Below are 21,923 nucleotides of genomic sequence, written 5' to 3'. Positions count from 1 at the left end.
GCAGCGCGATCCAGCGGCTCCGCGACAGCGCGCGTCGCTCTGCTGAGACGTGCCAGCGACCCGATCGCCCGCCGGACACTCGGCTCTCGCCATCCGTGACTGCTGTGCGCTCCGCGCCTCTTCGGCGTAGCACTACTGCGGCTGATATCCCTCAATGCGCGTCAGCAATTCTTCTTCCAGACTAGCCCGGCGTTTCTCGAGCCACTCAATTTCCGCCTCCTGACCAGCTTCCGCCTCGTGAGCTTTAAGGAGATCAGTGACGCGGCGATATTGGTGGCAAAGCGCGTCGAAGGTTCCGTCCGTCGCCACTAACCGACGCACGACCTCCTCATCCTCGGAGAACCTCGCCAGCAATGGCCGGATGCATTCCACGATTTCGTTTGTGCCCATCGCTCCTCCGTGTTCTGTCCGATGCGTTTCGCGGGACAAGCCGCGAAGACCGCGGACTAGGATTTCATCTTGCGAATCTCATCGACGATCTCGGGATTGGCCAGCGTCGAGATGTCGCCGGCGTCCTCGTTGTTCGAAATCGCCCCGAGAACGCGGCGCATGATCTTTCCGGAACGGGTCTTTGGCATATCGGGGACAATCACGACACGGCGCGGACGAGCGATCGCCCCTATCTCACGGATCACAGAGTCCTCCACTCGCTTGCGGATGTCCTCGCTGGGGGCGAGCCCGGGCTTCAGCGATACGTAGAGATCGGGGACCTTGCCTTTGATTTCGTCCCTGGCAGGAACCACTGCCGCCTCGGCGATCTCCTCGACAAGCAGGCTGGCGGACTCGATCTCCTTGGTCCCAAGCCTATGCCCGGCCACGTTGATGACATCGTCGATTCGACCCAGGATCCGATAATAGCCATCGGCCGCCTGCAGAGCGCCGTCGCCGGCCATGTACGGCCAATCACGCCAGTTGCGGCTCGTTCGGTCCTTGCAGTAGCGCGCGTAGTACTGTTGGACGAAGCGGTCGGGGTCTTTCCAGATCGTCTGAAATGAACCCGGCCACGGGTTTTGGATGCAGATGTTTCCGGCACGGCCAGAGCGCGGTGGAATCTCGGCGCCGGCCTCGTCATAGATGATCGGGTGAATGCCCGGCACGCCCGGCCCTGCGCTTCCCGGCTTCATCGGGTCGAGAGCCGGTACTGTACTGCACAGAAAGCCGCCGTTCTCCGTTTGCCACCAGGTGTCGACGATGGCCGCCTCGCCCTTGCCGACGATCTCGTGGTACCACTTCCATACTGCCGGTTCGATGGGCTCGCCCACGGTGGTCATATGCTTGAAGTGATGATTGTACCTGAGCGGCTCGTCAGGCCCGGCGCGCCGAAGCGCCCGTATTGCTGTCGGCGAGGTATGAAAGATATTTACGTCGAGCTCTTCGGCGATGCGCCACGGACGCCCTGCGTCGGGATAGGTAGGAAGCCCCTCGTACACCACCGACGAGGCGGCGAGCGCCAGTGGCCCATAGACGATGTAGGAGTGCCCCGTGATCCAGCCAATATCGGCCATGCACCAGTAAACATCCTCCGGATGGATGTCCTGAATGTATTTCGACGTTCCCGCGACGTAGGACAGATATCCGCCGGTGCCGTGCTGACATCCCTTCGGCCTCCCGGTGGTGCCACTGGTGTACATCAGGAACAGCGGATCTTCCGCAGGCATTTCCACGGGGTCGACCCGGCGGTGCCGATAGGCCGACAACATCTCGTTCATGACGAAATCGCGGCCTCCAACCAGCGGCGTTTTGCTCGAGTATTGCCCCGGATATCTCTGCCATACCAGCACCTTCTCGACCTTGACGCCTTCCTTCTCCGCCTCGCTGACTGCGACGTCTGCTTTCTCCTTGTGATCGAGAAGCTGGCCGCCACGACAATAGGCGTCCATTGTGATCAGCACACGGCTTTCGGAATCGACGATGCGATCTGCCGTGGCCTTCCCGCTGAAGCCGCTAAAGACCTGCGAGTGAATGATCCCGAGCCTGGCGCATGCGAGCATCGTGATCGGAAGCTCCGGCACCATCGGCATGTGCAGCGTCACCCGGTCGCCCTTCTTGAGACCGCAGCCATCTCGCAACAATGCAGCGACCTCGTTCACGCGCACATAGAGCTCCTGGTAGGTGACGTGCTGGATCGCTTCGTGCTCCGGCTCAGGGACGAAGTGGATCGCGGTCTTGTTTCTGTACTTGGCGAGATGGCGATCGACGCAGTTGTAACTGGCGTTGATCCTGCCGCCGACGAACCATCGCCAGAACGGCGGATTGCTCGTATCAAGCGTGACGTCCCAGGGCCGGTACCAGTGAAGAAGATCGGCGTACTCCTTGAAGCAGTCCGGGACGTTATCGAGGCTGAATCGGTCGAAGACCGCTTTGTCCGTCAGGTTGGCCTGCGCGACAAATCGCTCCGGCGGGTTGACGTAGTTTTCTTCCTGCCAGTGGACCGCGATCTCGGCTTCCGACACTTCTGCTGTTGTTGTATGTGCCATACGCTGTCTCCCAAGCTATCGCGTAGCCTCGAAATCACATGGGCGGTGTGGTGCTCTCGCGCAGACGCGCGCGGCGCTCGCAGCGCGAGGCCGCTTCAAGAAGGCATGTCGAAGAAATCCGATCATCCGGCACCCCCTATGCCATGGCGGGAGCGCAATTCGTGCCGAACGCCCAGCGGGGGCGTAACGAGCCAGCAAAGTTTAAATCGTTTCAGCCAGCTTGGCGAGGTTTTCTCCCTCTCTGCCTCTCACACAGACCGCTCCCGGCGGATAGCCTGTCTGGCGTGATGGAACCCGCCCGCCCTGCAACGGACGTTACGTTTCTACGCCAACTAAGATCGACGATCCTCGCTCGAGGAAATTCACGCTGCAGGATTTATATCGGTATTTCAGTGACATAAGAGTTCGCAGTTATATTCTGAGTGGCGCGCCACTTACGCCAGAGCACGCTGCAGCAGCTCCGACGTCGCCGTCCTTGCGCTATCGTTCGATGCAGGATGGGCCGTGTGCCGATAGTTTGACGTTCGCGCTATTCTGGCTATGATCTGGCCAGAATGCCTTTCGAGATCATCCTTGCTCCTGAAGCTGTCGGAGACCTCAGAAGGCTGACGGCAAATGATAGGGCGACCGTGCGGGCTGCGCTCGAAACGCATCTGAGACACGAACCTGAGAAAACGAGCCGCAGTCGCATCAAGCGATTGGGAGGACTATTCCGTCCGCAGTCTCGGCTGCGGGTGGACGATGTCCGGGTATTCTATGATGTATCCGGCACGACCGTCGAAGTTTTGGCGATCGTGGCCAAGTCGGAGGCCGAGTCATGGCTCGCACAATTCGTAAATCCGGAATGAAGGAAGTTCCGCTGTCCGAGGTTAAGGACGACCTTTCTCGCTTTCTTCGCGAAGCCGAGACGCGGGAGATTGTTATCACGCGCCATGGCAAGCCTGCTGGCGTTCTGATCGGCTTCGAGTCCGAAGAGGACTGGTTCGAGTACCGTCTCGAACATGACCCGCGCTTCCTGCGTCGTATCGAGCAGGCGCGAGACAGTCTGCGTGCGGGACGTGGGACGAGGCTCGAGGACATTGAATAGCCCATACCCACAGCTCGCGTCGGAGCGCGCGCAGGTCAGGCAGGTGGAAGGAATGGCGTGGCGCGCAGCATCATAGCGCCACAACGAAGCAGTAGTGCCCATTTTCATCGGCGCCATTTTGCCACCAATGAGAATAAGACTGCGAACTCTGCGTCTGTGCTGGCGCCACTGACTCTTGCGTGAGTAACCGCAAAACGGAATATCCAACCGGGATCGCGCTTGGTACATCGTGGTCGAACAGCGGATAGCGAGGTGCTTCTCGATGAGGCGCGAAGCTCATCGCTATCATCGCTGATGTTCCCGATGGGATCGCAACGACGCACGTCATGATGGCGCTGGAACCCATTCTCACTCCGCACGGCGCGCTAACGCTGCGGCAAACGGGGGAAGCTGCCGCGCGGCAGGCCGATCAAGGCTTGCGGCTGGAGCAGGCATTTATTCGGGGCTCCGGCCACGGGCTGTTGTGGCTCGGCGCCAACGAGGTCGGGACGGCCCTGCCGCTGGCGGTGTCGTATTGGCGAGAGCTTGGCGTGCGCTACGTGACCGCGCTGTGCGCTCTTCCCGGTGTCGGAGACGGTCGTACCAAGCCGCCTGTGCCAATTCCCGCGGATGGCGAGTTGGACGTGATGGCGGCGGCCGTTCCGCCCATGATCGGTGCGGAATATTTGACAGCGGCCGTTCTGGCCGATCTTTGGCGAGGCATGGATGCGGCCTTCGATGCCGAACTGTCGCAAGCCAAGCTCTCGGTGCAGGAGTTCCTCAAAAGGCGTCATCCGGCCTGGAACCTGGTCGGGCGCGTTCATTTCAACCTTGCGGAGAACCGGAAGGACGAGGATGCCCCGTTCGCGTTTCTTGCGACTTATACGACCCGGCTTTCGATCGAGGCCAGAGCCCAGCATCTGCCGCTCGGCAAGGCCTTGCAGGAATATGCCGGTGCGAGAAACCGCGAACGCCTGCTCTCGTTGCTGGTGCCGGTCCAGCGCGCCGCCGAGAGTTGTCCCTGGTTGAGGACCATGGTCGATGCGGGCGACATCTTTCACCCGCTGCGCTGGAGCCCGCAACAGGCTCTGCAATTCCTGAAGGATGCTCCCGCGCTCGAAAGTGCCGGCGTGATCGTGCGCATGCCGGCGAGCTGGCGCATGAACCGCCCTACACGGCCGCAAGTGAAGGCGACGGTTGGGGGCAATGCGCCGTCACAAGTGGGCATGGATGCGCTGCTCGACTTTCAAATGGAGGTGACGCTCGAGGGTGAAACCCTCTCGAAGGGCGAGATCAAGCAGCTGCTGGCGCATTCCGAAGGGTTGGCCTTCATTCGCGGCAAATGGGTCGAGGTCGATCATGAACGACTGAGTCGCACGCTCGAACAATTCGAGGCCGTCGAGCGTCGCGCAGTCGCCGATGGCCTTTCGTTCATCGAGGCGATGCGCATGCTGGCCGGGGCCGGCATGGCCGGAGATGAGGTTGCTGGGCCGGCCGGTCTCGACTGGAGCCAGATCGTGGCCGGTCCCTGGCTGGCGGAGAAGCTTGCGTCCCTGCGCCATCCCGACGGGCGCGCGCAGGTCGGCCCAGGTCGGGAGCTCAAGGGTACACTGCGACCCTATCAGCACTCGGGTGTGCAATGGCTCTATCTGCTGACGCAGCTCAAGCTGGGGGCTTGCCTTGCCGACGATATGGGGCTCGGCAAGACCATCCAGATATTGTCGCTGTTGCTGGTGCTCAAGAACGAGGAGAAGGAAAATCGGAAACCGTGCCTGCTCGTCGCCCCTGCCTCGCTGTTGGCCAATTGGGGCGCGGAGATTGCCCGGTTTGCACCAAGCCTGAAGACCATCGTCGTCCATCCATCCGCATCGTCGTCCGAGACGCCAATCAGCCACGGTGCGGACAAATTCGCAGATGTCGATCTCGTCATCACGAGCTACGGCTTTCTGACGCGCACGGCCGGGCTGCAAGACGCATCCTGGCGGTTCGTGGTGCTCGATGAGGCGCAGGCCATCAAGAATCCGGCGGCCAAGCAGACAAAGTCGGTCAAGAAGCTCAAGGCCGAAATGCGCATAGCGCTGACCGGTACGCCCGTCGAGAACAGGCTCGGTGACCTGTGGTCGATCTTCGACTTCATCAATCCGGGCCTGTTGGGATCGTCAAAGGAGTTTTCTTCATTCGTCAAACGCCTCGCCGACAGGCCACACAATCCTTATGGCCCGCTCCGCGACCTGGTGCGCCCTTATATCCTGCGGCGATTGAAGACCGACAAGAGCATCATTGCCGACCTGCCCGACAAGACCGAGGTGAAAACCTTCTGCCCTTTGAGCCGCAAGCAGGCGGCGCTCTATCAGCAAGCGGTGACGGAGCTGGCCGGCCATCTCGAACATGCCGATGGCATCGAGCGCAGGGGCATCGTCCTGGCCTCTCTCATGCGGCTGAAGCAGATCTGCAACCATCCATCGCATTGGCTCGGGGACGGCGCGTGGGATGAAGAGGACAGCGGTAAGCTCGGGCGTCTGCGCGACATCGCGGAAGTGGTTGCGGCCCGGCAGGAAAAGGCCCTGGTCTTCACCCAGTTCAGGGAGACAACGTCGCCCCTCGCAGCGTTCCTCGGTTCCGTGTTCGGAAGGCCCGGCCTCGTCCTGCACGGCGAGACGGAGGTCAGGAAGCGCAAGGAGCTGGTGCGCCGGTTTCAGGAAGACGAAAGCGTCCCGTTCTTCGTGCTCTCGGTCAAGGCGGGCGGTACCGGGCTCAATCTCACCGCGGCCTCGCATGTCATCCATTTCGACAGGTGGTGGAATCCGGCCGTCGAAAACCAGGCCACCGACCGCGCCTTCCGGATCGGGCAGACCAGGAATGTGCTCGTGCACAAGTTCGTCTGTCGCGGCACCGTGGAGGAAAAGATCGACGATATGATCGAGTCGAAGAAGCAATTGGCTGGGGATTTCCTCAGCGGCGGAGCCGACATCCTGTTGACTGAGATGAGGGACGAGGAGTTGCTTAAACTCGTGACTCTCGATCTGGGCGCGGCGATGAAGGAGGGATGACGAATGAGCTACTACGAATGGCATCCCTACGTATCGGTGGCCGAGAGGCGGCGGCAGGCGGAACGCAAGCTGGCCAAGCTCAAAAAGCAGGGACGGTCCATTGCACCCGTGAAGATCGACGGCCGCACGATTGCCAACAGCTTCTGGGGCAAGTCCTGGTGCGTTAACCTCGAACGATACAGCGATTATGCGAATCGCTTGCCGCGCGGCCGGTCCTATGTCCGAAACGGTTCCGTTGTCGATCTGCAAATGACCAAGGGCCAGATCGCCGCAATGGTCGCCGGCTCTGAACTCTACCGGATCAAGATTGCCATTGCGCCGGTTACGCCGGCACGCTGGAAATCCATATGCCGGGACTGCGCCGGAACCGTCGATTCGCTGGTTGAACTCCTGCAGGGCCGCTTGGCGAAAGGCGTCATGGACCGGGTCTGTCGAGAGGGGGACGGCCTGTTTCCGTCGCCGGCGGAAATCAAGCTGTCCTGTAGCTGTCCGGATTGGGCGGACATGTGCAAGCACGTTGCGGCGGTCCTGTATGGCGTCGGCGCCAGGCTCGACGAAAGACCTCAGCTTCTTTTCGTACTGCGCAACGTGGACGAAAATGAATTGATCGCCAGTGCTGGACAAGGTTCACCGCTGACAAGGGCGGCGTCAGGTGCAGCGAAGGTGCTCGATGAAAGCGATGTCGCCGCCCTGTTCGGGCTGGAGATGGCTGAATCCGGTCATACCCCGGGTCCCGCCTCCCCGGCCTCAAAGCCACCCCAAGGGTCCAAGCCGGAAAAAGGAAAGAAGACGTCTGCCAAGAAGACGAAACCGGCGGCAAAGGACGATACTTCAGATCGCGCGAGTCGGGTCGGCTCCGGAAAGAAAACGACTCGAACAAGTGCCAGGAAACGGCGCCCCCAGCGATCGTCTCATACCGCATGATATATCCTGGCCAGTAGATTATATCGAAATTTCAATGACATAAGAGTTCGCAGTTCTATCCTGACTGGCGCGCCAGCCTCACTCCTTTCGATCTGATTTTCCTCTCGTGGGAATTATACAAGGGCGGCTCATCAGCGCTCCGTGACGCAATTTACAAGCGAGGTCAGTTCTGCTCTCACTGACTGCGGGAAAACGCACGATTTGCGAAGGGGCAGAGCCGTGAGCATCGATCCCAAGCGTGTTGAGGTAGCATTAAGCTCTGAGCTGGTTGTCCGCCTCTTGGTCGTTACATGGCAATCCTGATCCCTAGCCTGGGCTTCGCGCGCTTCGACACCAGTGGCGAGCTGCGACTCGCGGAGCGCCTCAAGGACTTCCTCGAAGAGAACGCTGTCGTTTGGCACAACCTCCCGGTAGGCCCTCGCAACCGGCATCCGGACTTTATCATCGTTCATCCAGCGAACGGCCTGCTCGTGCTTGAGGTGAAGGACTGGCGCCTGGAGTCAATCGTGTCGGCCGACAAGGCAAAAGTCGAACTGCTGACGAGTCGCGGCATCGTGCGGGAGAGCAATCCCCTGGAGCAGGCTCGCAAGTATACCTTCGAGGTCGTGCGCTCGCTGGAGCGGGATGGGCAATTGCTGTTTCCGGCCGGTCATCGTTTCATGGGCAGACCCATCCTTCCTTTCGGGTTCGGGGCAGTATTCACGAATATCACGCGCAAGCAGTTCGATCAGACCAATCTCAAGGAGGTGTTCGCCGAGCATCTATGTGTGTTCAAGGATGAAATGACGGAGGGCGCGGACCCTGAAGAATTCCGGTCCAGATTGTGGCGCATGGTTTATCCGCGTCTCGGAGAGCCTCTGTCGATGCCGCAGTTCGACCGGCTGCGTGCGCTGCTCTTTCCCGAGATCCGCATACGACAGATTGCTCTACCTCTGGACGAAGCGATGGTGCCCGATCCATCCGACCGGACGCTTGCAGTCATGGACATGCATCAGGAGCAGATTGCGCGCAGCTTGGGAGAGGGGCATCGAATTATTCGCGGCGTTGCTGGATCGGGTAAGACGCTGATCCTTGCCTTTCGAGCCGAATATCTGGCGCGTACGGCGACAAAGCCGGTGCTCATCCTGTGCTACGCCAATGGCATCGCTGGGCGACTTGAGGATGCGATGCAGAATCGCGGCGTGGAGGACCGTGTTCAGGTCCTCACCTTTCATTCATGGTGTTACCGGATGCTGCGGACTTTCGGGATTCCCGCCCCATCCGAGCGAGAATATCCGGACTACGCAAAGCGACTGGCTGCGAGCGTTACCGAGGTCGTGAAGGCTGTAGATCAGGGGCATATCCCAACGGCACAGTACGACGCTGTCCTGGTCGACGAGGCACACGACTTCGAGCCGCAATGGCTCGCGCTTGCGGCCAAGATGGTGAACCCGCATACGAAGGCGCTGATGGTCGTCTACGACGATATACAGGCCATCTACAAAGGGCGTGAGCGCCCGGTGTGGAGTCAGCTCGGAATTGAAGCGAAGGGCAGAACGACCGTGCTAAAAGTCAACTACCGCAACACAGCCCAGATCGTTGCCTTCGCGAGACGCTTTGCTTCAGACGTGATCGGCGCTCCTGGAACGACGGCCGATGATGAGCACGCCATCCTGATGCCGGAAGATGCGGGTCGGCAGGGACTGGTGCCAGACGTGCGGCAGTGTGTCAGCATCGACGCAGAAGCTCACTGCGTCGCCGAGTGGTTTCTCGGGCGCAAAAAGGCAGGGTACGAGTGGGCGCAAATGGCTTGCCTTTATCCGGAGCACTGGATTGGGGAGCGGGTCGCTCAGATACTCACCAAGCATGAAGTGCCGATCGATATGGCCAAAAACAACAGGAACAGAGTTTCGACGAAACGGATGGCGGTGCGGTTTTTGAGCATGCACACCGCGAAAGGGCTCGAGTTTCCGTGCGTCGCTATTGCGGGATTGGGCTTGCTCGGCCGCCACGGCGAGCCGGTGGAGGAATGTGTTCGACTAACGTACGTTGGGGTCACTCGGGCGACTCACGAGGCACTTTTGACGTACTCAAGTGAGTCGGCGCTGGTGCAGCGGTTGATCGCGTAGACCAGAACCCATATTGCTTGTCCTTGTATTGGTAGGACGCACTCGCGCGGTAACGGATCAGAAAGACGACCTCCGGCGAACCGCTGCGTGTACAGCGGATTGAGAGAAGCAGAACAATCTACGGCTTGCAGGTCGCCGGGCGGCTGGGGGCCGGTTCCGGATCCCTGTGGTACTGGGCGAGGAGCGGTTCGAGCTGCTCTCTTGACCAGAATTTCGGGGCGCCGATTTGCTTCAGGCAGACGGCGTTCCAATAGGAGCTGTTGCGCAAATGCGGCTTGCGAGCCGAGACGGCTTGCGCGACCGCCTTGATGTCCTCCGATTCCGGGTAGATGTAGAGCGTCGTCGGATCCTTGAGCAATGGAATGATTTTTTCTGCGTCGGACCGCGACCAGGTCGTGCACCCGTTGCTGCGTCCGCCGGCGTAGTCCTCGAGCGTGCCTACCGGACCACAGCCGTGTTCATTCGCGTGCGGACTGCGCGGCCTCCAGCGATAACGTATCTTCCTCAGCAAAACGGCCGGATGCCCGCCGATGGCGCGCTCCCTGGCATTGGCGGTCTCTCCCTCGCCGTCGAACTGAACGAACGAGCGCATCAAGGCGGCATCCTGTTTGGCGGAGTTGCGATAATAGCCCTTGAACGAGGTTCTCGTCTCGGCCGTCACGTAGGCGCCGCCGGTCGTCAGATAGGAATCCAGCGCATTGCCAAAATTCTTCACGCATTCCCTTCCGTTCGCGAAGTTCGGGACACCCTTCATGTTGCGGCCGCTGCCATGACCCGTGGAGACCGCACGAAACGACCGGTCGGCTTCGCAGATCGTGTAGAACCGCTTCCCCATTCTGCCGCCGTTGGGACGCGTCGCGTCCATGGCAAAATAGCAGGGATTTTTGACGATGCCTTCGGCCACCTTCTTCAGATAGAGCGCGCGCGCCCTCTGCAAGACCACCTGGGCGATCTGACCCTCGCCTTCGCCGATGTGGCTCCGCAGCCAGGCCGGAATGTCGGACGGTTGCTCCGTTGCAAGGGATGCAGCCGTCCCCCAAACGGCAATTGTGCCGACGAGACAAAGCCTCTTGAGAAGGTGCATTCCCGACTGCAGAAACGGAACATCCCCCATCTTCCTTGACACTTTCCCGGTTCGGTTGCTGCTCCGGTAGTGATCCGGCAATCGCGGATTCGATGGCCGCATTCGGCCGATCTACGCAGATGATAGTCGATTATCTTCCGCTTTGCAGTCCTGAAACGCAGGTTGGCGAGCAAGCACATTTTTGAATGCCGGCGGCCGCCGCCGCACGCCAGGCCTCACGACCTGCCCATCCACGGCACCATCCGCGCTTCCAGCGCGAGGAAGATCCTGTTCAGCGCGTAGCCCGTTGCGGCGAGATAGAGCACGGCGGCGTACATCAGGTCGGGCCGCATCGCCCGCTTCGATCGACGATCGCGGTTGGAATGCGTCCCATCCCGTTCGGTCAGGAAGCGCGGCTTCTACTTGATAATCTGTATCCAATTAGATACATCAGGCCATGAACACGCTCATTCGGTCATCCGTCTTTTCCGATTGGCTGAATGGCTTGAAAGACCAGAGGACCAGGGCGCGGATACTCCACCGGCTGTCGCAAGATCCCTGGGTAATTTCGGGGATTGCGAGCCGGTGGGCGAAGGCGTCTCGGAAATGCGAATCCACCATTGTTCGGGATTCCGTGTCTATTTCGTGCGTCATGGTGCCGCTGTCTATGTGCTGCTTTGCGGTGGCGACAGGTCCAGCCAGCGCCGCGATATTGCCAGGGCAAAGCGCATGGCGAGGGAATTGAAGGAAAGCGGACGATGAAGAAGGCCAAAGCCAAGCCCAAAGCCAAGTCCAAAGCCAAATCCAGCGCCAAGTCCAGCGCGAAGCCAAAAGTTGCTTACGCGCCATTCGAGGTCGCTGATTACCTCGATAGCGAGGAAACGATTGCGGAGTATCTTTCGCTCGCCGCCAGCGACGAAGACCCCGGCGTACTGCTCAAGGCGCTTGGTGACGTGGCCAAGGCGCGCGGCATGGCGGAGGTCGCGAAGGCGTCCGGTCTCGGCCGGGAAAGCCTGTACAAGACACTTGCGCATGGTGCCAAGCCGCGTTTCGAAACGATTGCCACCATCATGAGGGCGCTGAATGTCGGGTTTTCAGTCGAAAGCAGGTTGCCGGCGCGAGCGAAGAAGGCCCGCAAGCTGACAGCGGCGTAGGTGGCGAGCGAGGCTGCACTGTCCTGCTCATACCAGCGCGGCGCAGCAAGGGTGGTCGATGCCGCCAGTCTTCATTGTCGCGAGATTGCGATGCCCCAGGGCTGTTCGCCGACCTGGATGGTCTTGACGACCTTGAGCGCGGCGACGTCGATGACGGAAACGTCGTTCGACAGGCCGTTGGTCGCCAGCAGATACTTCTGGTCCGGCGTGAAGGCCATGTGCCAGACGCGTTGGCCGACCAGCAGATATTTGGTCACCTGATGGCTGGACGCATCGACGACCGCGATCCGGTTGGCGGGGCCGAGGGCAACGAACGCCGTCCTGCTGTCCGCTGTGATGGCGATGCCGACGGGCTGAATGGCCTCCTTTCGCAGTCCGGGAACGGCGAATTGAATCCGCTTGGCGACCGAACGCCTGGCGGGATCGATCACCGAGACGGTGCCGCCGATTTCGGACGATACCCATACCTCCGAGCCGTCGCGCTTGTACTCCGCAAAGCGCGGCCGTGCATCGACCAGGACATTGGCCACGATCCTGCGCGTCGCCGTGTCGATGAAATGCGCCATGTTGGTGGATTCCGAGGTGCTGACCAGCATCGCCCCGTCGGGGCTGATGGCCATACCTTCCGGCTCGACGCCGACCTCCAGTTCGCCGAGGCGCGCGCGGCTCTCGATGTCTATCACGGCAACCGTGTTGTCGTTCTCGTTGGCAACGTAGAGGATCTTGCCGGCGGCGTCCTGCACGAACAGTTCCGGATCGGGGCCCGAGGGCAGGGTGCCGGCGATCTGTCGGCTCGCCGTATCGATCATCTGAATGGTGTCGTCGTCGCCAACCGCGACCAGCACGAACCTGCCGTCGCGCGTGAGCTCGATGCCGCGCGGGCGCTGCCCGACCTTGATGGTCGAGGTGACGGTCCAGGTCGCGGTGTCGATCACGGATACCGAGTTTGCCTTCTCATTCGAGACGTAGGCGACGAAGGCGTTGGCCGGCGCCGTCAGCAGGAACAGAACGGCGAGGCAGGCCGGCAGGCAACGGCGCGGCATCGATGGCATCCCCTTCTCGGTGCAGCCGGGTACGCGGTTTGGAAATTTTGCCGGTGGCGCATTGCCGCTGTTGGCTGCGGGGAAACACTCTGTCGCGTCGACGTGGACGCGGCATCGGGACCAAAGTCGTAGCCGTCCGGCTCGAATCTATCCGGCGCGAGGCGGGTCCGTTCCGTTGAACCCGGACAGCACTTCCCGAAGCTCCGCCTCGATCAGCGAGATATCGGCCTTGCTGCGGGGCACCGCGCTCGACGGCAGATGCTTTTCGAAGATCACCCGCGCCGGCCGACGACACAGAAAGAACAGATGGTCGGCCAGCTCGACCGCTTCGCCGAGATCGTGGGTGACGCACAGCGTCGTCATCCCTTCGCGCCGCGTCAGCGTGAACAATTCCTCCCGCAGGCGGGCGGCAGTGGTCTCGTCGAGCGAGACGAACGGCTCGTCGAGCAGCATGATGGTGGGCCGAACCGCAAAGGCGCGCGCGATCGCGGCGCGGCGCGCCAGGCCCAGGGACAACTCTCCGGGGTAGTGCGACATGTGCGAGGCGAGGCCGAGCGTGTCGATCAGGTCGCCGATGTCGCTTCCAGCATCCCCTGCCGGCATGACAAGCCTGATATTCTCCTCGACCGTCCGCCAGGGCAGCAAACGCGGCTCCTGGAACACGATTCCGAGTCGCGCGGATGGCGGCAGGCGGCGCACACCCGAGAAGTCCGCATCCAGCCCGGCGGCGATGCGCAGGGCCGTCGTCTTTCCGCAGCCGGACGGACCCATCAGGACACCGAAGCTGCCGGGCTCGAGCCGCAGGGCGAGACCGCGGATCACTTCTGCCGGGGCTCCCTCGGCGGAGATGAAGGTCTTGCGGTCGACGCGAAGCTCAAGCGCGTCGGCGCCAGCGTTGGGCTCGTCTTTCAAGCGGCTGCACCAGGAAGTTTTCGATTGCCAGCATGAGCGCGCTGAACGTCAGCGCATAGCCGAGAATCGTGGTCAAGTCGAACAGGGAGAACGCCGAGCCGAGAACGTACCCGACGCCGTTCGGGCGCCCGATCAGTTCCGCCACCAGCACGATCTTCCAGGCAATGGAAAGTCCCGATCGGGATGCTGCGGCGAAATAGGGCGCGAGCTGCGGGACAACGACATGGCGGATGCGCGCGAGGCCCGACAATCTGAATGCCCGTGCCATCTCGTCCAGTCCCTGGTCGAGCGCCCGCGTTCCTTCGCGCATCACCACCACCACGTTCGGCAGCTTGTTCAGCGCAACTGCCGCGATCGCTGCTGTCTCCGACAGACCGATCCAGATATAGGCAAAGATGATCGTCACCAGCGCCGGCAGGTTGATCAGCACCACCAGCCAGGGATCGGCGTACCGGTCGACCGTCCTCCAGTTCCCCATGGCGTATCCGGCGAGCGAGCCGAGCACCAGGGCAATCGAGAACGACACGATGACCCGCGCGAGCGTGCAGCCCATCTCGTAGGGAAGCTCTCCGCTGACGGTCTCGGCGACGATCGTTTCGGCAACGGTGAGCGGGCCCGGCAGCATCCGCGACTGCGCGAGCAGGGCCGCGACGGCCCAGATGGCCACGAAGGCGAGGATCGACAGGACGCGTGCCACGGCTCATCCTCCGCAACTCGTTAGCCGGCGGCGACCGGGCGTGCCACCGGGACGGAACCTGCCGCAGCCGCCGGCCCTGTCGTTCACCACCGGAACATGACCTGAAGACGAATGATAGTCGAAGTCGCGTCCGCCTGCGTCACGAATGCACTGGCCGGCAAAAACGTGCGTAGAGCGCGTGCACCGGCAGGAACCGGTTCACATCCCACGTCAGGTCGACCGATCTGTGCAACAGAAGCGGCAACAACGGCGCGATGCGCAAAGCCGCGTCGCGATGCGCCTGCCGGCTCCCCGGCATCATTCTCCGCGGGCAGGACGGATGTTTCCGTGCACCGTAAGCGGCGCAGGAATCTGTAGTTTTGCCAACGCGGTACGATCATCGACGGCCTTTCGACGCGCCGACGAACATGTCTCGACGACCGCGACCGTCGACCGCGATAGGGTGCGAGCCCTGTTTGTCAGGATGAGAACACGGATTGCGGTGGCTGTAATCGCGATCTTGGTAGTAGGACGCGGAAGGCGGCCGGCTTGTGCAATGCAGCTCCGGTTGCCTTACCCGATCGGCGGCAAATTCGGCGTGATGCATCGGCAAGCGGCAACGCCCGGCTGCTCCGGTCGGCTTGGGTCCGCCTATCTCAACGTTTGCAGAAACGCGATGACGTCAGCACGATCCTTCTGCGCGGGCAGTCCTTTGAAGAACATTTTCACGCCGTGCACGTCACCCCGTGGATCCGCGAGGTAGGCATCCAGCGCGGACATCGTCCATGCCGACTTGTTGGCCTTCATCCCGTCTGAATAGACGAAATCGGGCACCACCGCGGGCTGGCGTCCCACCACGTTCCACAGACTTGGCCCGACCTTGTTGACGCCGATCTCGACGGAATGACAATTCTGGCAAGTGCGCTCGAACAACGCCTTGCCCGCGGCCGGGTCTCCGGCATCCGCCGCCCGCACTCCCGCGGCCGACATGGCCAGCAAAGCGATGAGAATCGCGCGCTCGATCATGCTTATCCCCCATTGGCTGGCTCCGGGAATTCGGGGCCATTGTCGGCCGCAGTATCTGCGATCGGGAACCGTGCCGACGTGCGGAACACCATGCACCCGCGCGTTCATGGGTCCTTGCTCTGGATCAAAACGAGCGGTCGGTTCGGTTGCAGCCGAAGGAAAAGCACCATATCCTTGCGGACAAATTGGCGGCAGACCAGCCCTGTTTCCGGGAGAGACCAAGTGAGGCAAACCGAGGCCCGGTTTGGCGATTCATGTGGTGTGGCAGCCGCCAGGTCGCGGGCAGTTTCGGTCGCGCAGGCTGCAACGGAAATCGCAGAACAATTGCCGTCTGACGGGCTGGCGATGGTGCTGGTTTTTCTCTCGCCATACTACGATCCCGACCGGTTCATCGCCGAGATGGCGGCGCATTTCGGCGATACGCCGATCTACGGCTGCACGACGGCAGGCGAGCTGGCGCCGGACGGCTGGGAGGAAAACAGCGTCGTAGCGCTCGCGTTCAGCGAGAGCGATTTCAAGGTGGTGGCAAAACCCATCTTCGATCTGGCGGCCTTTCGCGTCGAGGACGGCCGCAGGATCGGAGCCGAGCTTCGGCAGGAGCTGCTGCGACGCGATGCAGACGTCGAGGATCAGCGGTCGTTCGGGCTGGTCCTGATCGACGGAATGTGCCGGCGCGAGGAAGCCGTCATGTCGGCGATCTACGCCTCGCTGGACGACATTCCGGTCGTCGGCGGATCCGCGGGCGATGGGCTTCGCTTCGAGAAGACCTGGGTCTTCTTCGGCGGTCGGGCCTATACGGACGCCGCGGTACTGATCCTTCTCACGACGCCGCTGCCGTTTCGCCTGTTCAAATGCGACAACTTCGAACCGACGTCGACCAAGATGGTCGTGACGGAAGCCGACATCGAGGGGCGGATCGTCAAGGAGCTGAACGCGGAGCCGGCTGCGGAGGAATATTCGCGCGCAGTCGGCCTTGCCGATGCGCGGCTCGATCCGTTCTCTTTCGCCTCCCACCCCGTGCTGGTGAGGGTGGGCGGAGCATACTATGCGAGATCGATCCAACGGATGAATCCCGACGGTTCGCTCAGCTTCTTCTGTGCGATCGACGAGGGCATGGTGCTCACCGCGGCCAAGTCGCGCAACCCGATCGGCGCGACGCGCGAGGTGTTCTCCCGGCTGAATGACGAGATCGGCGAGGTGTCCATCTACATCGGATTCGAATGCATCTTCCGGCGTCTGGACGCCGAGCAGCACCAGTTCGCGCGCGAGATGTCGGAGCTGTACCGCCAGAACCGGGTCATCGGCTTCCATACCTATGGCGAGCAGTACGGTTCGATGCATGTGAATCAGACGCTGACCGGCGTGGCCATCGGCAGGCGGCCGGATTGATCGAGATGTCACAGGAACCGGATGCGATCGAGCAGCTGCAGCGGGAGACTGCCAAGCTCAGGAAGATAAATTCGGTGCTGATGTCGCGCGTCGAGCGCTCGATGGATCAGCAGTTCAACGCCTTCTCGCTGTTCGAAACGGCAATCGCGCTCGACCACAAGGTTCGCGACCGAACGCAACAATTGCGCGAGGCGCTGTACTCCATCGAGCGGGCCAACGAAAGCCTGTATCGCGCCAAGCAGCAGGCCGAGGCCGCGAGTTCGCTGAAATCGTCGGTCCTGATTTCGGTCACGCACGATCTGCTGCAACCGCTCAACGCGGCGCGACTTACGCTGTCCACGCTGGCGGAGATGATCGATGGAAAAGGCGGGTCGGGCTTGGTCGAGCAGGCCGATCGCTCCCTGATGACGCTCGAGGATCTGCTGCGTTCGCTGCTGGACATCTCCAAGCTGGACGCAGGCGCGTTGCGGCCCGACGTGCGGCCGATCGCAATTTCCTCGCTGTTCGATCCGCTTCGGCTCGAGTTCGCGCCCATCGCGGCGAAGCAGGGTCTCTCGCTGCGCTGTTGTCCGTCCTCGCTCGCGGTCGTCTCCGACGCGATGATGCTTCGCCGCATCTTGCAGAATCTGCTGTCGAATGCGCTGCGTTACACGAGGTCAGGCGGGGTGGTCATGGGGTGCAGGCGCGACGGAAAGCGCGTCCGCATCCAGGTCTCCGATACGGGGCCGGGAATCTACAGGGCGCAGCAGGAGGCAATTTTCGTCGAGTTCCAGCGCGGCGAGACCAGTGCCGGCGACCGTACGGGTTTCGGGCTCGGTCTGTCGATCGTGCGCCGCTTCGCCACCGTGCTCGGGCACGAGGTCCGGCTTTGGTCGCGCGTGGGACATGGATCGACGTTTTGCCTCCTGCTTGATCGCGCCGATCCCGCCACCGTCCGGGAAGAAAGGCGCGAGGTCGAATGCATCGATCTCGAGTATGGCGGCTTGGAAGGGGCGCGCATTCTGCTGATCGAGAACGATCCGTCGAGCGCGCAGGCGATGGCCATTCTGTTCGAGAAATGGGGCTGTCAGGTCGTGCCTGCGACGTCGGCAGCCGACGCGCTCGAGCGCCTGGCCGTGCTCGGAGAGATTCCCGATGCGATCGTCGCGGACCTGCATCTCGATGACGAAAGCGGGCTGACGGCCGTGCAGGAAATTCGGCGGCACGCGAAGGTCGATATTCCCGCGGTGATCGTCACCGCGGACTACTCGGAGGCGGCCGCAAAGGAGGCGAGCCTCAACGGTCTTGAGGTCCTGAAAAAGCCGGTCAAGCCGGCCGAGATGCGGGCGTTGCTTTCGTTCATGCTGGCCTAGTTCGGATCATGATCCGGAAAGGTGTGAAGCGGCTTTCCGAAAAGCATGCCCTAGGGCTCGACCCGAGGGATAACGCCCGAACAACGACCCGAAGCGCGATGACTAGCCATCCCAATTTCATCGCGCTTCGGCACGCGCAGCGGAACGCCGCGGCGGGCGGCTCATATGCGGTCCTGGGCTCGCTTCGCTGCGCTGTCGCTTGCTAGATTCGCGAAATCGATCTTGGACATCTCGATGATCGCCTTGGTGCGGCTGATGACATTGAGCTTGCGGAGGATTTCCGAGACGTGAACCTTGACGGTCGTTTCGCAAATCTGCAGCTCGTAGGCGATCTGCTTGTTCTGCAAGCCGCGGCGCACCATGTCGAGGACGCGCAACTGCTGCGGCGTCAGATCGTGCAGGCGCCTCAGCAGTTCTTGCGCGGGACCTTTGGCCCCGCGCGCATAGGCGACGGCGCGATAGGTGCTGGGAACGTAGATCGACCCCCGCAACACTTCCTCGATCGAACGGGCCAGCTCCTCCTTCGAGGTGGACTTCGGGACATAACCGGAGGCACCCAGGGAAAGCACGCTCGACACGATCTGCGGGTCCTGGTGACCCGAGACAACGACGACCGGATTGCGGGGAAATGCCTTGCGGATGCGAATGAGTCCGGACAAGCCCGTCGTGCCCGGCATCGACAGATCGAGAAGGGTCAAATCCACCGCATCGGTCGATGACAGCACCTCGATGGCCTCATCGATCGATGTGGCCTGCAGGATTTCCGCCTCCGGCGTGGCGGAACGAATCGCGTTCTCCAGCGCCTCGCGAAACAGCGGATGGTCTTCGACAATGAGAAATGTGGTCACGTTCGCGCCCATCCCAAGTCCCACCATGATATATATAGCATGGCGGCTCGGCACCGCCTCGATTTGATCCAGATCAAAAATCGGCCGCTAATCGCACGCAAACTCAAATTCCTTGCGCCGGCACGTTTCGCTCGTGCGAAATCGGAGCGACCGTCCTCTACTACCAAGTAGGCCCTTGCTTGCCGAATCATTCCGTACTTCATGCTGGAGAGCCTGACAAAACAGCTGGAGCTCTGCACGGCAGGCTGCTTCTTCGAGTGTTGCCGCGGCGCGGTCGACTTTTCCGCGGGCGAGCCGGTCGTTCCGCCCCCTGCGGCCCCCATCGTCGAAGGCGTGCCCAATGCCGGCGAGTGAGATTGTCCGATGCGCGTCTTGATCGTCGATGACCATCCGATCGTTGCCTCGGGCTGCCGGGCCTTGATGGCCGATGATGCCGAGCTCGTAATTCTGGACGCGCCAAACGCAGAGACGGGCCTGGAGGTATTTCTTGCCGAGCGTCCCGACGTCAGCGTGCTCGACATCAACCTGCCCGGGGTGTCCGGCTTCGAGCTCGCAAAACGCATGCTCGCCCGGGAGGCTTGCGCTCGCATCATCATGTTCAGCATGAATGAAGATCCGATCTTTGCTGCGCGAGCCATCGAATGCGGCGCGCGCGGCTATGTTTCGAAATCAGGCGATCCGGCCGATCTGGTCAGCGCGATCCGCGAGGTCGGCGATGGACGGGTTTTTCTCCCGTCCGCGATCGCACAGAGCATAGCCTTTGCCCGGCTCACCCCGACTGGAAACCGGCTCGCGAAACTCACACCGCGGGAGATCGAGATCCTGCGTCTGCTCGGCACCGGCAAGAGCCTGGCCGAGATCGCCTGGATGATCAACGCTTCCTACAAGACCATTGCCAACAACTCCTCGATCATTCGCCAGAAACTCGGCGTCCGCACATCGTCGGAACTGGTGCGCTTCGCCATCCAGAGCCAGCTCGCCTGATCCATTGCGAATCACGGGAAATCCGGCGCCGCGTCATCGAATCTCTACTCCCCGGTTGGCGGAAGGATCGTAGTAGAGGCCGGGATCGAGCTCCTTGGCCGGGCCAACGAGCTCGGGTCCACCCAGTTCCGCGAGCGTCCTGAAGAGCTTGCGAGCGCCTGCGATCTCCTTTTCGAGCGATTGCCGGGGAAAGCCGGCCCGGGTTCGATCGCGCATCGCTGCAAACGTCGCCTCGTCTTCGGCCCTGATCAAGGGACGCAATGCGTCCCACTCGGCGTCGGACCGCTCCATGATGTCGCCGGCGGCCTTTGTTGCCTCGAGAAAGCGGTCGATCGTGTGGCGACGGCTCGCTGCAAACGATTCCGGGAAGACATATCCGATCATGGCGACCGGCTCCGCGATACCGAGCTCGGATTCGGCGTCGCGCACGTCGAGGAGCCGGCGGAAACCGGCCGCTTCCAGTCGAGCGCAGAAGTTCCAGAAATTGAGGCCGGCGTCGGCCTCGCCCTGCTGCAGCTTGTGGAACATGAGCGGCGGGGCGCCGTATTGCAGCGTTGCCTCCCGCCTGAGGTCGATGCCGCGCCGGAGCGCTGCGGCTCGCACGACGAGCCAGCTCTTGTCGAGCGGGCCGCCGGCAACCGACAGCACGCGTCCCTTCAGGTCGGACAACTCCTTCAGCGGAGAATCCTGCCTGACCATCACCGCGCCCACCGCGCTCGAATATGGATGGAACAGGAGCTTGCTGCCGAACGCGCGCTCCCTTGCGACCCAAAGCCAGTCGGAGATCGCGATATCGACCGACCCGCCGTTGAGGGCGAGCTTGGCGGCATCCGGAGAGGCGAACTCGGTCACCTTGATGTCGAGTCCGGCGGCCTCGGCGAGGCCGTGGCGGCGGATCACGTCGAGCACCCATGCGAAGGTTCCTGTCGCCTGGAATCCGACACGCAGGGTCTCGGCGGCTGACGCCGGAATCGCGGCGATAAGCAGTATCAGCGCAGCAAGGCAAAGGCGTAGCGACCAAGGCGCGCGCCGCGGCGCGTGGCGATCGGGATTCCGGCGCTGCCCGGCTGGCGGCATGTCTGCACCGGTTGCGGACCGCCGTTTGCGATCGTCCTTGCGGAACTTCGCTTCCATTCCGTTCATCGCGGTTTGCCGTTATCGGCCCTGGACTGGCGTTGCCTGGGGGCCGGCAGCTCGATCTTGCCGATCTCGATGACAGCCTTGTTGCGGCTGTACAGCCGCAACTTCCGCAGGATTTCCGTCACATGCGCCTTGACCGTGGATTCAGCGAGTTGGAGCTCAAGCGCGATCTGCTTGTTCTGATAGCCGCGCCGGACCAGGTCCAGCACTCGTATCTGCTGCGGGGTGAGTTCGCGAAGCCGCGCCTGCAATGTCTTTTTGTGACCGGCGTTGGGGACGGCGACGAAGTCCCTCGGCGCAGAGATCGAGCCGCTCAGGACGCGCCCGATCGAGGCCGCAAGTTCGCGCTTGGACGTCGATTTCGGCAGGTAGCCCGCCGCGCCGAGCGAGAGCGCCTCGTGCACGACGTTCTGATCTTCCTCGCTCGAGACGATGGCGACCGGCAGTCGAGGATAGGTCTCGCGCAGGCGGAGGAAGCCGGAAAACCCCATGGCGTCCGGCAGCGACAGATCGAGCAGGGCCAGATCGATGCTTTCCTCGCTGGTGAGGATATGAAGCGCCTCCGCGATCGACATCGCTTCCAGGATACGGGCCTCGGGATGTGCGAGCCGGACCGCGTTGCCCAGCGCCTCCCGGAACAACGGATGGTCGTCGATGATCAGGAAGGTGGTCATTGCGTCAGTCCCGGACTTAGAGGCGGGGCCGGACGCA

Annotated in this window: 20 protein-coding genes; 10 read left to right on the top strand and 10 right to left on the bottom strand. The window is 62.0% G+C overall.

Annotated features, from left to right (window positions below; all coding sequences use genetic code 11):
• Nucleotides 1-132: 132 nt before the first annotated feature.
• Together ACT4OC_RS03980 and acs are read right to left on the bottom strand one after the other, a co-directional pair.
• Nucleotides 133-390, bottom strand: a complete 258-nt coding sequence (locus tag ACT4OC_RS03980; protein ID WP_444837708.1) for a hypothetical protein — start codon at nt 388-390, stop codon at nt 133-135.
• 56 nt (nt 391-446) lie between these two features.
• Nucleotides 447-2,477, bottom strand: a complete 2,031-nt coding sequence (acs, locus tag ACT4OC_RS03975; protein ID WP_444837707.1) for an acetate--CoA ligase — start codon at nt 2,475-2,477, stop codon at nt 447-449.
• 554 nt (nt 2,478-3,031) lie between these two features.
• On the opposite strand from acs, the gene ACT4OC_RS03970 reads away from it, so the two are divergent.
• The 5 genes from ACT4OC_RS03970 (at nt 3,032) to ACT4OC_RS03950 (ending at nt 9,625) form a co-directional block, all read left to right on the top strand.
• Nucleotides 3,032-3,325, top strand: a complete 294-nt coding sequence (locus ACT4OC_RS03970; protein WP_444837706.1) for a type II toxin-antitoxin system RelE family toxin — start codon at nt 3,032-3,034, stop codon at nt 3,323-3,325.
• Nucleotides 3,295-3,564, top strand: a complete 270-nt coding sequence (locus tag ACT4OC_RS03965; RefSeq protein ID WP_444837705.1) for a type II toxin-antitoxin system Phd/YefM family antitoxin — start codon at nt 3,295-3,297, stop codon at nt 3,562-3,564. The genes ACT4OC_RS03970 and ACT4OC_RS03965 overlap by 31 nt, the downstream gene beginning before the upstream one ends.
• Before the next feature lie 326 nt (nt 3,565-3,890).
• Nucleotides 3,891-6,593 carry a DEAD/DEAH box helicase gene (locus tag ACT4OC_RS03960; RefSeq protein ID WP_444837704.1) on the top strand — a complete coding sequence of 901 codons (2,703 nt, stop codon included), beginning with the start codon at nt 3,891-3,893 and terminating at the stop codon, nt 6,591-6,593.
• 3 nt (nt 6,594-6,596) lie between these two features.
• A complete protein-coding gene (locus tag ACT4OC_RS03955; protein ID WP_444837703.1) occupies nt 6,597-7,517 on the top strand; it encodes an SWIM zinc finger family protein in 921 nt (306 codons plus the stop codon).
• A gap of 290 nt (nt 7,518-7,807) precedes the next feature.
• Entirely contained in the window at nt 7,808-9,625 is a 1,818-nt protein-coding gene (locus ACT4OC_RS03950; protein ID WP_444837702.1) for a DEAD/DEAH box helicase, read from the top strand.
• Between the two features lie 118 nt (nt 9,626-9,743).
• On the opposite strand, the gene ACT4OC_RS03945 is transcribed toward ACT4OC_RS03950, so the two are convergent.
• On the bottom strand, nt 9,744-10,709 hold the full coding sequence (locus ACT4OC_RS03945) for a hypothetical protein (RefSeq protein WP_444837784.1): 966 nt from the start codon (nt 10,707-10,709) through the stop codon (nt 9,744-9,746).
• A 585-nt stretch (nt 10,710-11,294) separates the two neighbouring features.
• Between ACT4OC_RS03945 and ACT4OC_RS03940 the strand changes: the two genes are divergently transcribed.
• Nucleotides 11,295-11,450, top strand: a complete 156-nt coding sequence (locus tag ACT4OC_RS03940; protein ID WP_444837783.1) for a hypothetical protein — start codon at nt 11,295-11,297, stop codon at nt 11,448-11,450.
• Nucleotides 11,447-11,842, top strand: coding sequence for an addiction module antidote protein (locus ACT4OC_RS03935; RefSeq protein WP_444837701.1), 396 nt, complete (start codon nt 11,447-11,449; stop codon nt 11,840-11,842). The genes ACT4OC_RS03940 and ACT4OC_RS03935 overlap by 4 nt, the downstream gene beginning before the upstream one ends.
• A gap of 71 nt (nt 11,843-11,913) precedes the next feature.
• Here the strand turns inward: ACT4OC_RS03935 and ACT4OC_RS03930 are convergent, their stop codons facing one another.
• The 4 genes from ACT4OC_RS03930 to ACT4OC_RS03915 form a co-directional block, all read right to left on the bottom strand.
• Complete coding sequence (locus ACT4OC_RS03930; RefSeq protein ID WP_444837700.1) at nt 11,914-12,885, bottom strand: YVTN family beta-propeller repeat protein; 972 nt, start codon at nt 12,883-12,885, stop codon at nt 11,914-11,916.
• Between the two features lie 147 nt (nt 12,886-13,032).
• Complete coding sequence (locus tag ACT4OC_RS03925) at nt 13,033-13,797, bottom strand: ABC transporter ATP-binding protein (protein WP_444837699.1); 765 nt, start codon at nt 13,795-13,797, stop codon at nt 13,033-13,035.
• Nucleotides 13,760-14,494: an ABC transporter permease gene (locus tag ACT4OC_RS03920; protein ID WP_444837698.1), complete on the bottom strand. Its 735-nt coding sequence runs from the start codon at nt 14,492-14,494 to the stop codon at nt 13,760-13,762. The genes ACT4OC_RS03925 and ACT4OC_RS03920 overlap by 38 nt, the downstream gene beginning before the upstream one ends.
• A gap of 630 nt (nt 14,495-15,124) precedes the next feature.
• Nucleotides 15,125-15,499 (bottom strand): c-type cytochrome, encoded by a 375-nt coding sequence (locus ACT4OC_RS03915; protein ID WP_444837697.1) that lies wholly within the window; start codon nt 15,497-15,499, stop codon nt 15,125-15,127.
• A gap of 222 nt (nt 15,500-15,721) precedes the next feature.
• Between ACT4OC_RS03915 and ACT4OC_RS03910 the strand changes: the two genes are divergently transcribed.
• Nucleotides 15,722-16,888: an FIST N-terminal domain-containing protein gene (locus tag ACT4OC_RS03910; protein WP_444837696.1), complete on the top strand. Its 1,167-nt coding sequence runs from the start codon at nt 15,722-15,724 to the stop codon at nt 16,886-16,888.
• A gap of 5 nt (nt 16,889-16,893) precedes the next feature.
• Nucleotides 16,894-18,240, top strand: a complete 1,347-nt coding sequence (locus tag ACT4OC_RS03905; RefSeq protein ID WP_444837695.1) for a hybrid sensor histidine kinase/response regulator — start codon at nt 16,894-16,896, stop codon at nt 18,238-18,240.
• A gap of 161 nt (nt 18,241-18,401) precedes the next feature.
• Here ACT4OC_RS03905 and ACT4OC_RS03900 read toward each other — a convergent pair whose 3' ends face one another.
• The gene (locus ACT4OC_RS03900) at nt 18,402-19,088 is read right to left on the bottom strand and encodes a response regulator transcription factor (protein ID WP_444837694.1); all 687 of its coding nucleotides are present in this window, start codon (nt 19,086-19,088) and stop codon (nt 18,402-18,404) included.
• A 363-nt stretch (nt 19,089-19,451) separates the two neighbouring features.
• Between ACT4OC_RS03900 and ACT4OC_RS03895 the strand changes: the two genes are divergently transcribed.
• On the top strand, nt 19,452-20,072 hold the full coding sequence (locus ACT4OC_RS03895; RefSeq protein WP_444837693.1) for a response regulator: 621 nt from the start codon (nt 19,452-19,454) through the stop codon (nt 20,070-20,072).
• 33 nt (nt 20,073-20,105) lie between these two features.
• On the opposite strand, the gene ACT4OC_RS03890 is transcribed toward ACT4OC_RS03895, so the two are convergent.
• Nucleotides 20,106-21,215 (bottom strand): ABC transporter substrate-binding protein, encoded by a 1,110-nt coding sequence (locus ACT4OC_RS03890; protein ID WP_444837692.1) that lies wholly within the window; start codon nt 21,213-21,215, stop codon nt 20,106-20,108.
• Nucleotides 21,212-21,886 carry a response regulator gene (locus ACT4OC_RS03885; RefSeq protein ID WP_444837691.1) on the bottom strand — a complete coding sequence of 225 codons (675 nt, stop codon included), beginning with the start codon at nt 21,884-21,886 and terminating at the stop codon, nt 21,212-21,214. The genes ACT4OC_RS03890 and ACT4OC_RS03885 overlap by 4 nt, the downstream gene beginning before the upstream one ends.
• Nucleotides 21,887-21,923 lie beyond the last annotated feature (37 nt).

The sequence above is a fragment of the Bradyrhizobium sp. genome (genome assembly GCF_052389815.1).
Lineage (GTDB): Bacteria > Pseudomonadota > Alphaproteobacteria > Rhizobiales > Xanthobacteraceae > Bradyrhizobium.
Note: the sequence above shows the minus strand (reverse complement) of the source record. Positions and strands in the feature narration are given on the sequence as shown.

Coding starts and splice junctions, on each gene's coding strand:
- ACT4OC_RS03970 (WP_444837706.1), top strand. CDS start 3,032: ATGCCTTTCGAGATCATCCTTGCTCCTGAAGCTGTCGGAGACCTCAGA.
- ACT4OC_RS03980 (WP_444837708.1), bottom strand. CDS start 390: ATGGGCACAAACGAAATCGTGGAATGCATCCGGCCATTGCTGGCGAGG.
- ACT4OC_RS03890 (WP_444837692.1), bottom strand. CDS start 21,215: ATGAACGGAATGGAAGCGAAGTTCCGCAAGGACGATCGCAAACGGCGG.
- ACT4OC_RS03895 (WP_444837693.1), top strand. CDS start 19,452: ATGCGCGTCTTGATCGTCGATGACCATCCGATCGTTGCCTCGGGCTGC.
- ACT4OC_RS03915 (WP_444837697.1), bottom strand. CDS start 15,499: ATGATCGAGCGCGCGATTCTCATCGCTTTGCTGGCCATGTCGGCCGCG.
- ACT4OC_RS03950 (WP_444837702.1), top strand. CDS start 7,808: ATGGCAATCCTGATCCCTAGCCTGGGCTTCGCGCGCTTCGACACCAGT.
- ACT4OC_RS03955 (WP_444837703.1), top strand. CDS start 6,597: ATGAGCTACTACGAATGGCATCCCTACGTATCGGTGGCCGAGAGGCGG.
- ACT4OC_RS03930 (WP_444837700.1), bottom strand. CDS start 12,885: ATGCCGCGCCGTTGCCTGCCGGCCTGCCTCGCCGTTCTGTTCCTGCTG.
- ACT4OC_RS03885 (WP_444837691.1), bottom strand. CDS start 21,886: ATGACCACCTTCCTGATCATCGACGACCATCCGTTGTTCCGGGAGGCG.
- ACT4OC_RS03945 (WP_444837784.1), bottom strand. CDS start 10,709: ATGCACCTTCTCAAGAGGCTTTGTCTCGTCGGCACAATTGCCGTTTGG.
- ACT4OC_RS03940 (WP_444837783.1), top strand. CDS start 11,295: ATGCGAATCCACCATTGTTCGGGATTCCGTGTCTATTTCGTGCGTCAT.
- ACT4OC_RS03905 (WP_444837695.1), top strand. CDS start 16,894: ATGTCACAGGAACCGGATGCGATCGAGCAGCTGCAGCGGGAGACTGCC.
- ACT4OC_RS03960 (WP_444837704.1), top strand. CDS start 3,891: ATGATGGCGCTGGAACCCATTCTCACTCCGCACGGCGCGCTAACGCTG.
- ACT4OC_RS03935 (WP_444837701.1), top strand. CDS start 11,447: ATGAAGAAGGCCAAAGCCAAGCCCAAAGCCAAGTCCAAAGCCAAATCC.
- ACT4OC_RS03965 (WP_444837705.1), top strand. CDS start 3,295: ATGGCTCGCACAATTCGTAAATCCGGAATGAAGGAAGTTCCGCTGTCC.
- acs (WP_444837707.1), bottom strand. CDS start 2,477: ATGGCACATACAACAACAGCAGAAGTGTCGGAAGCCGAGATCGCGGTC.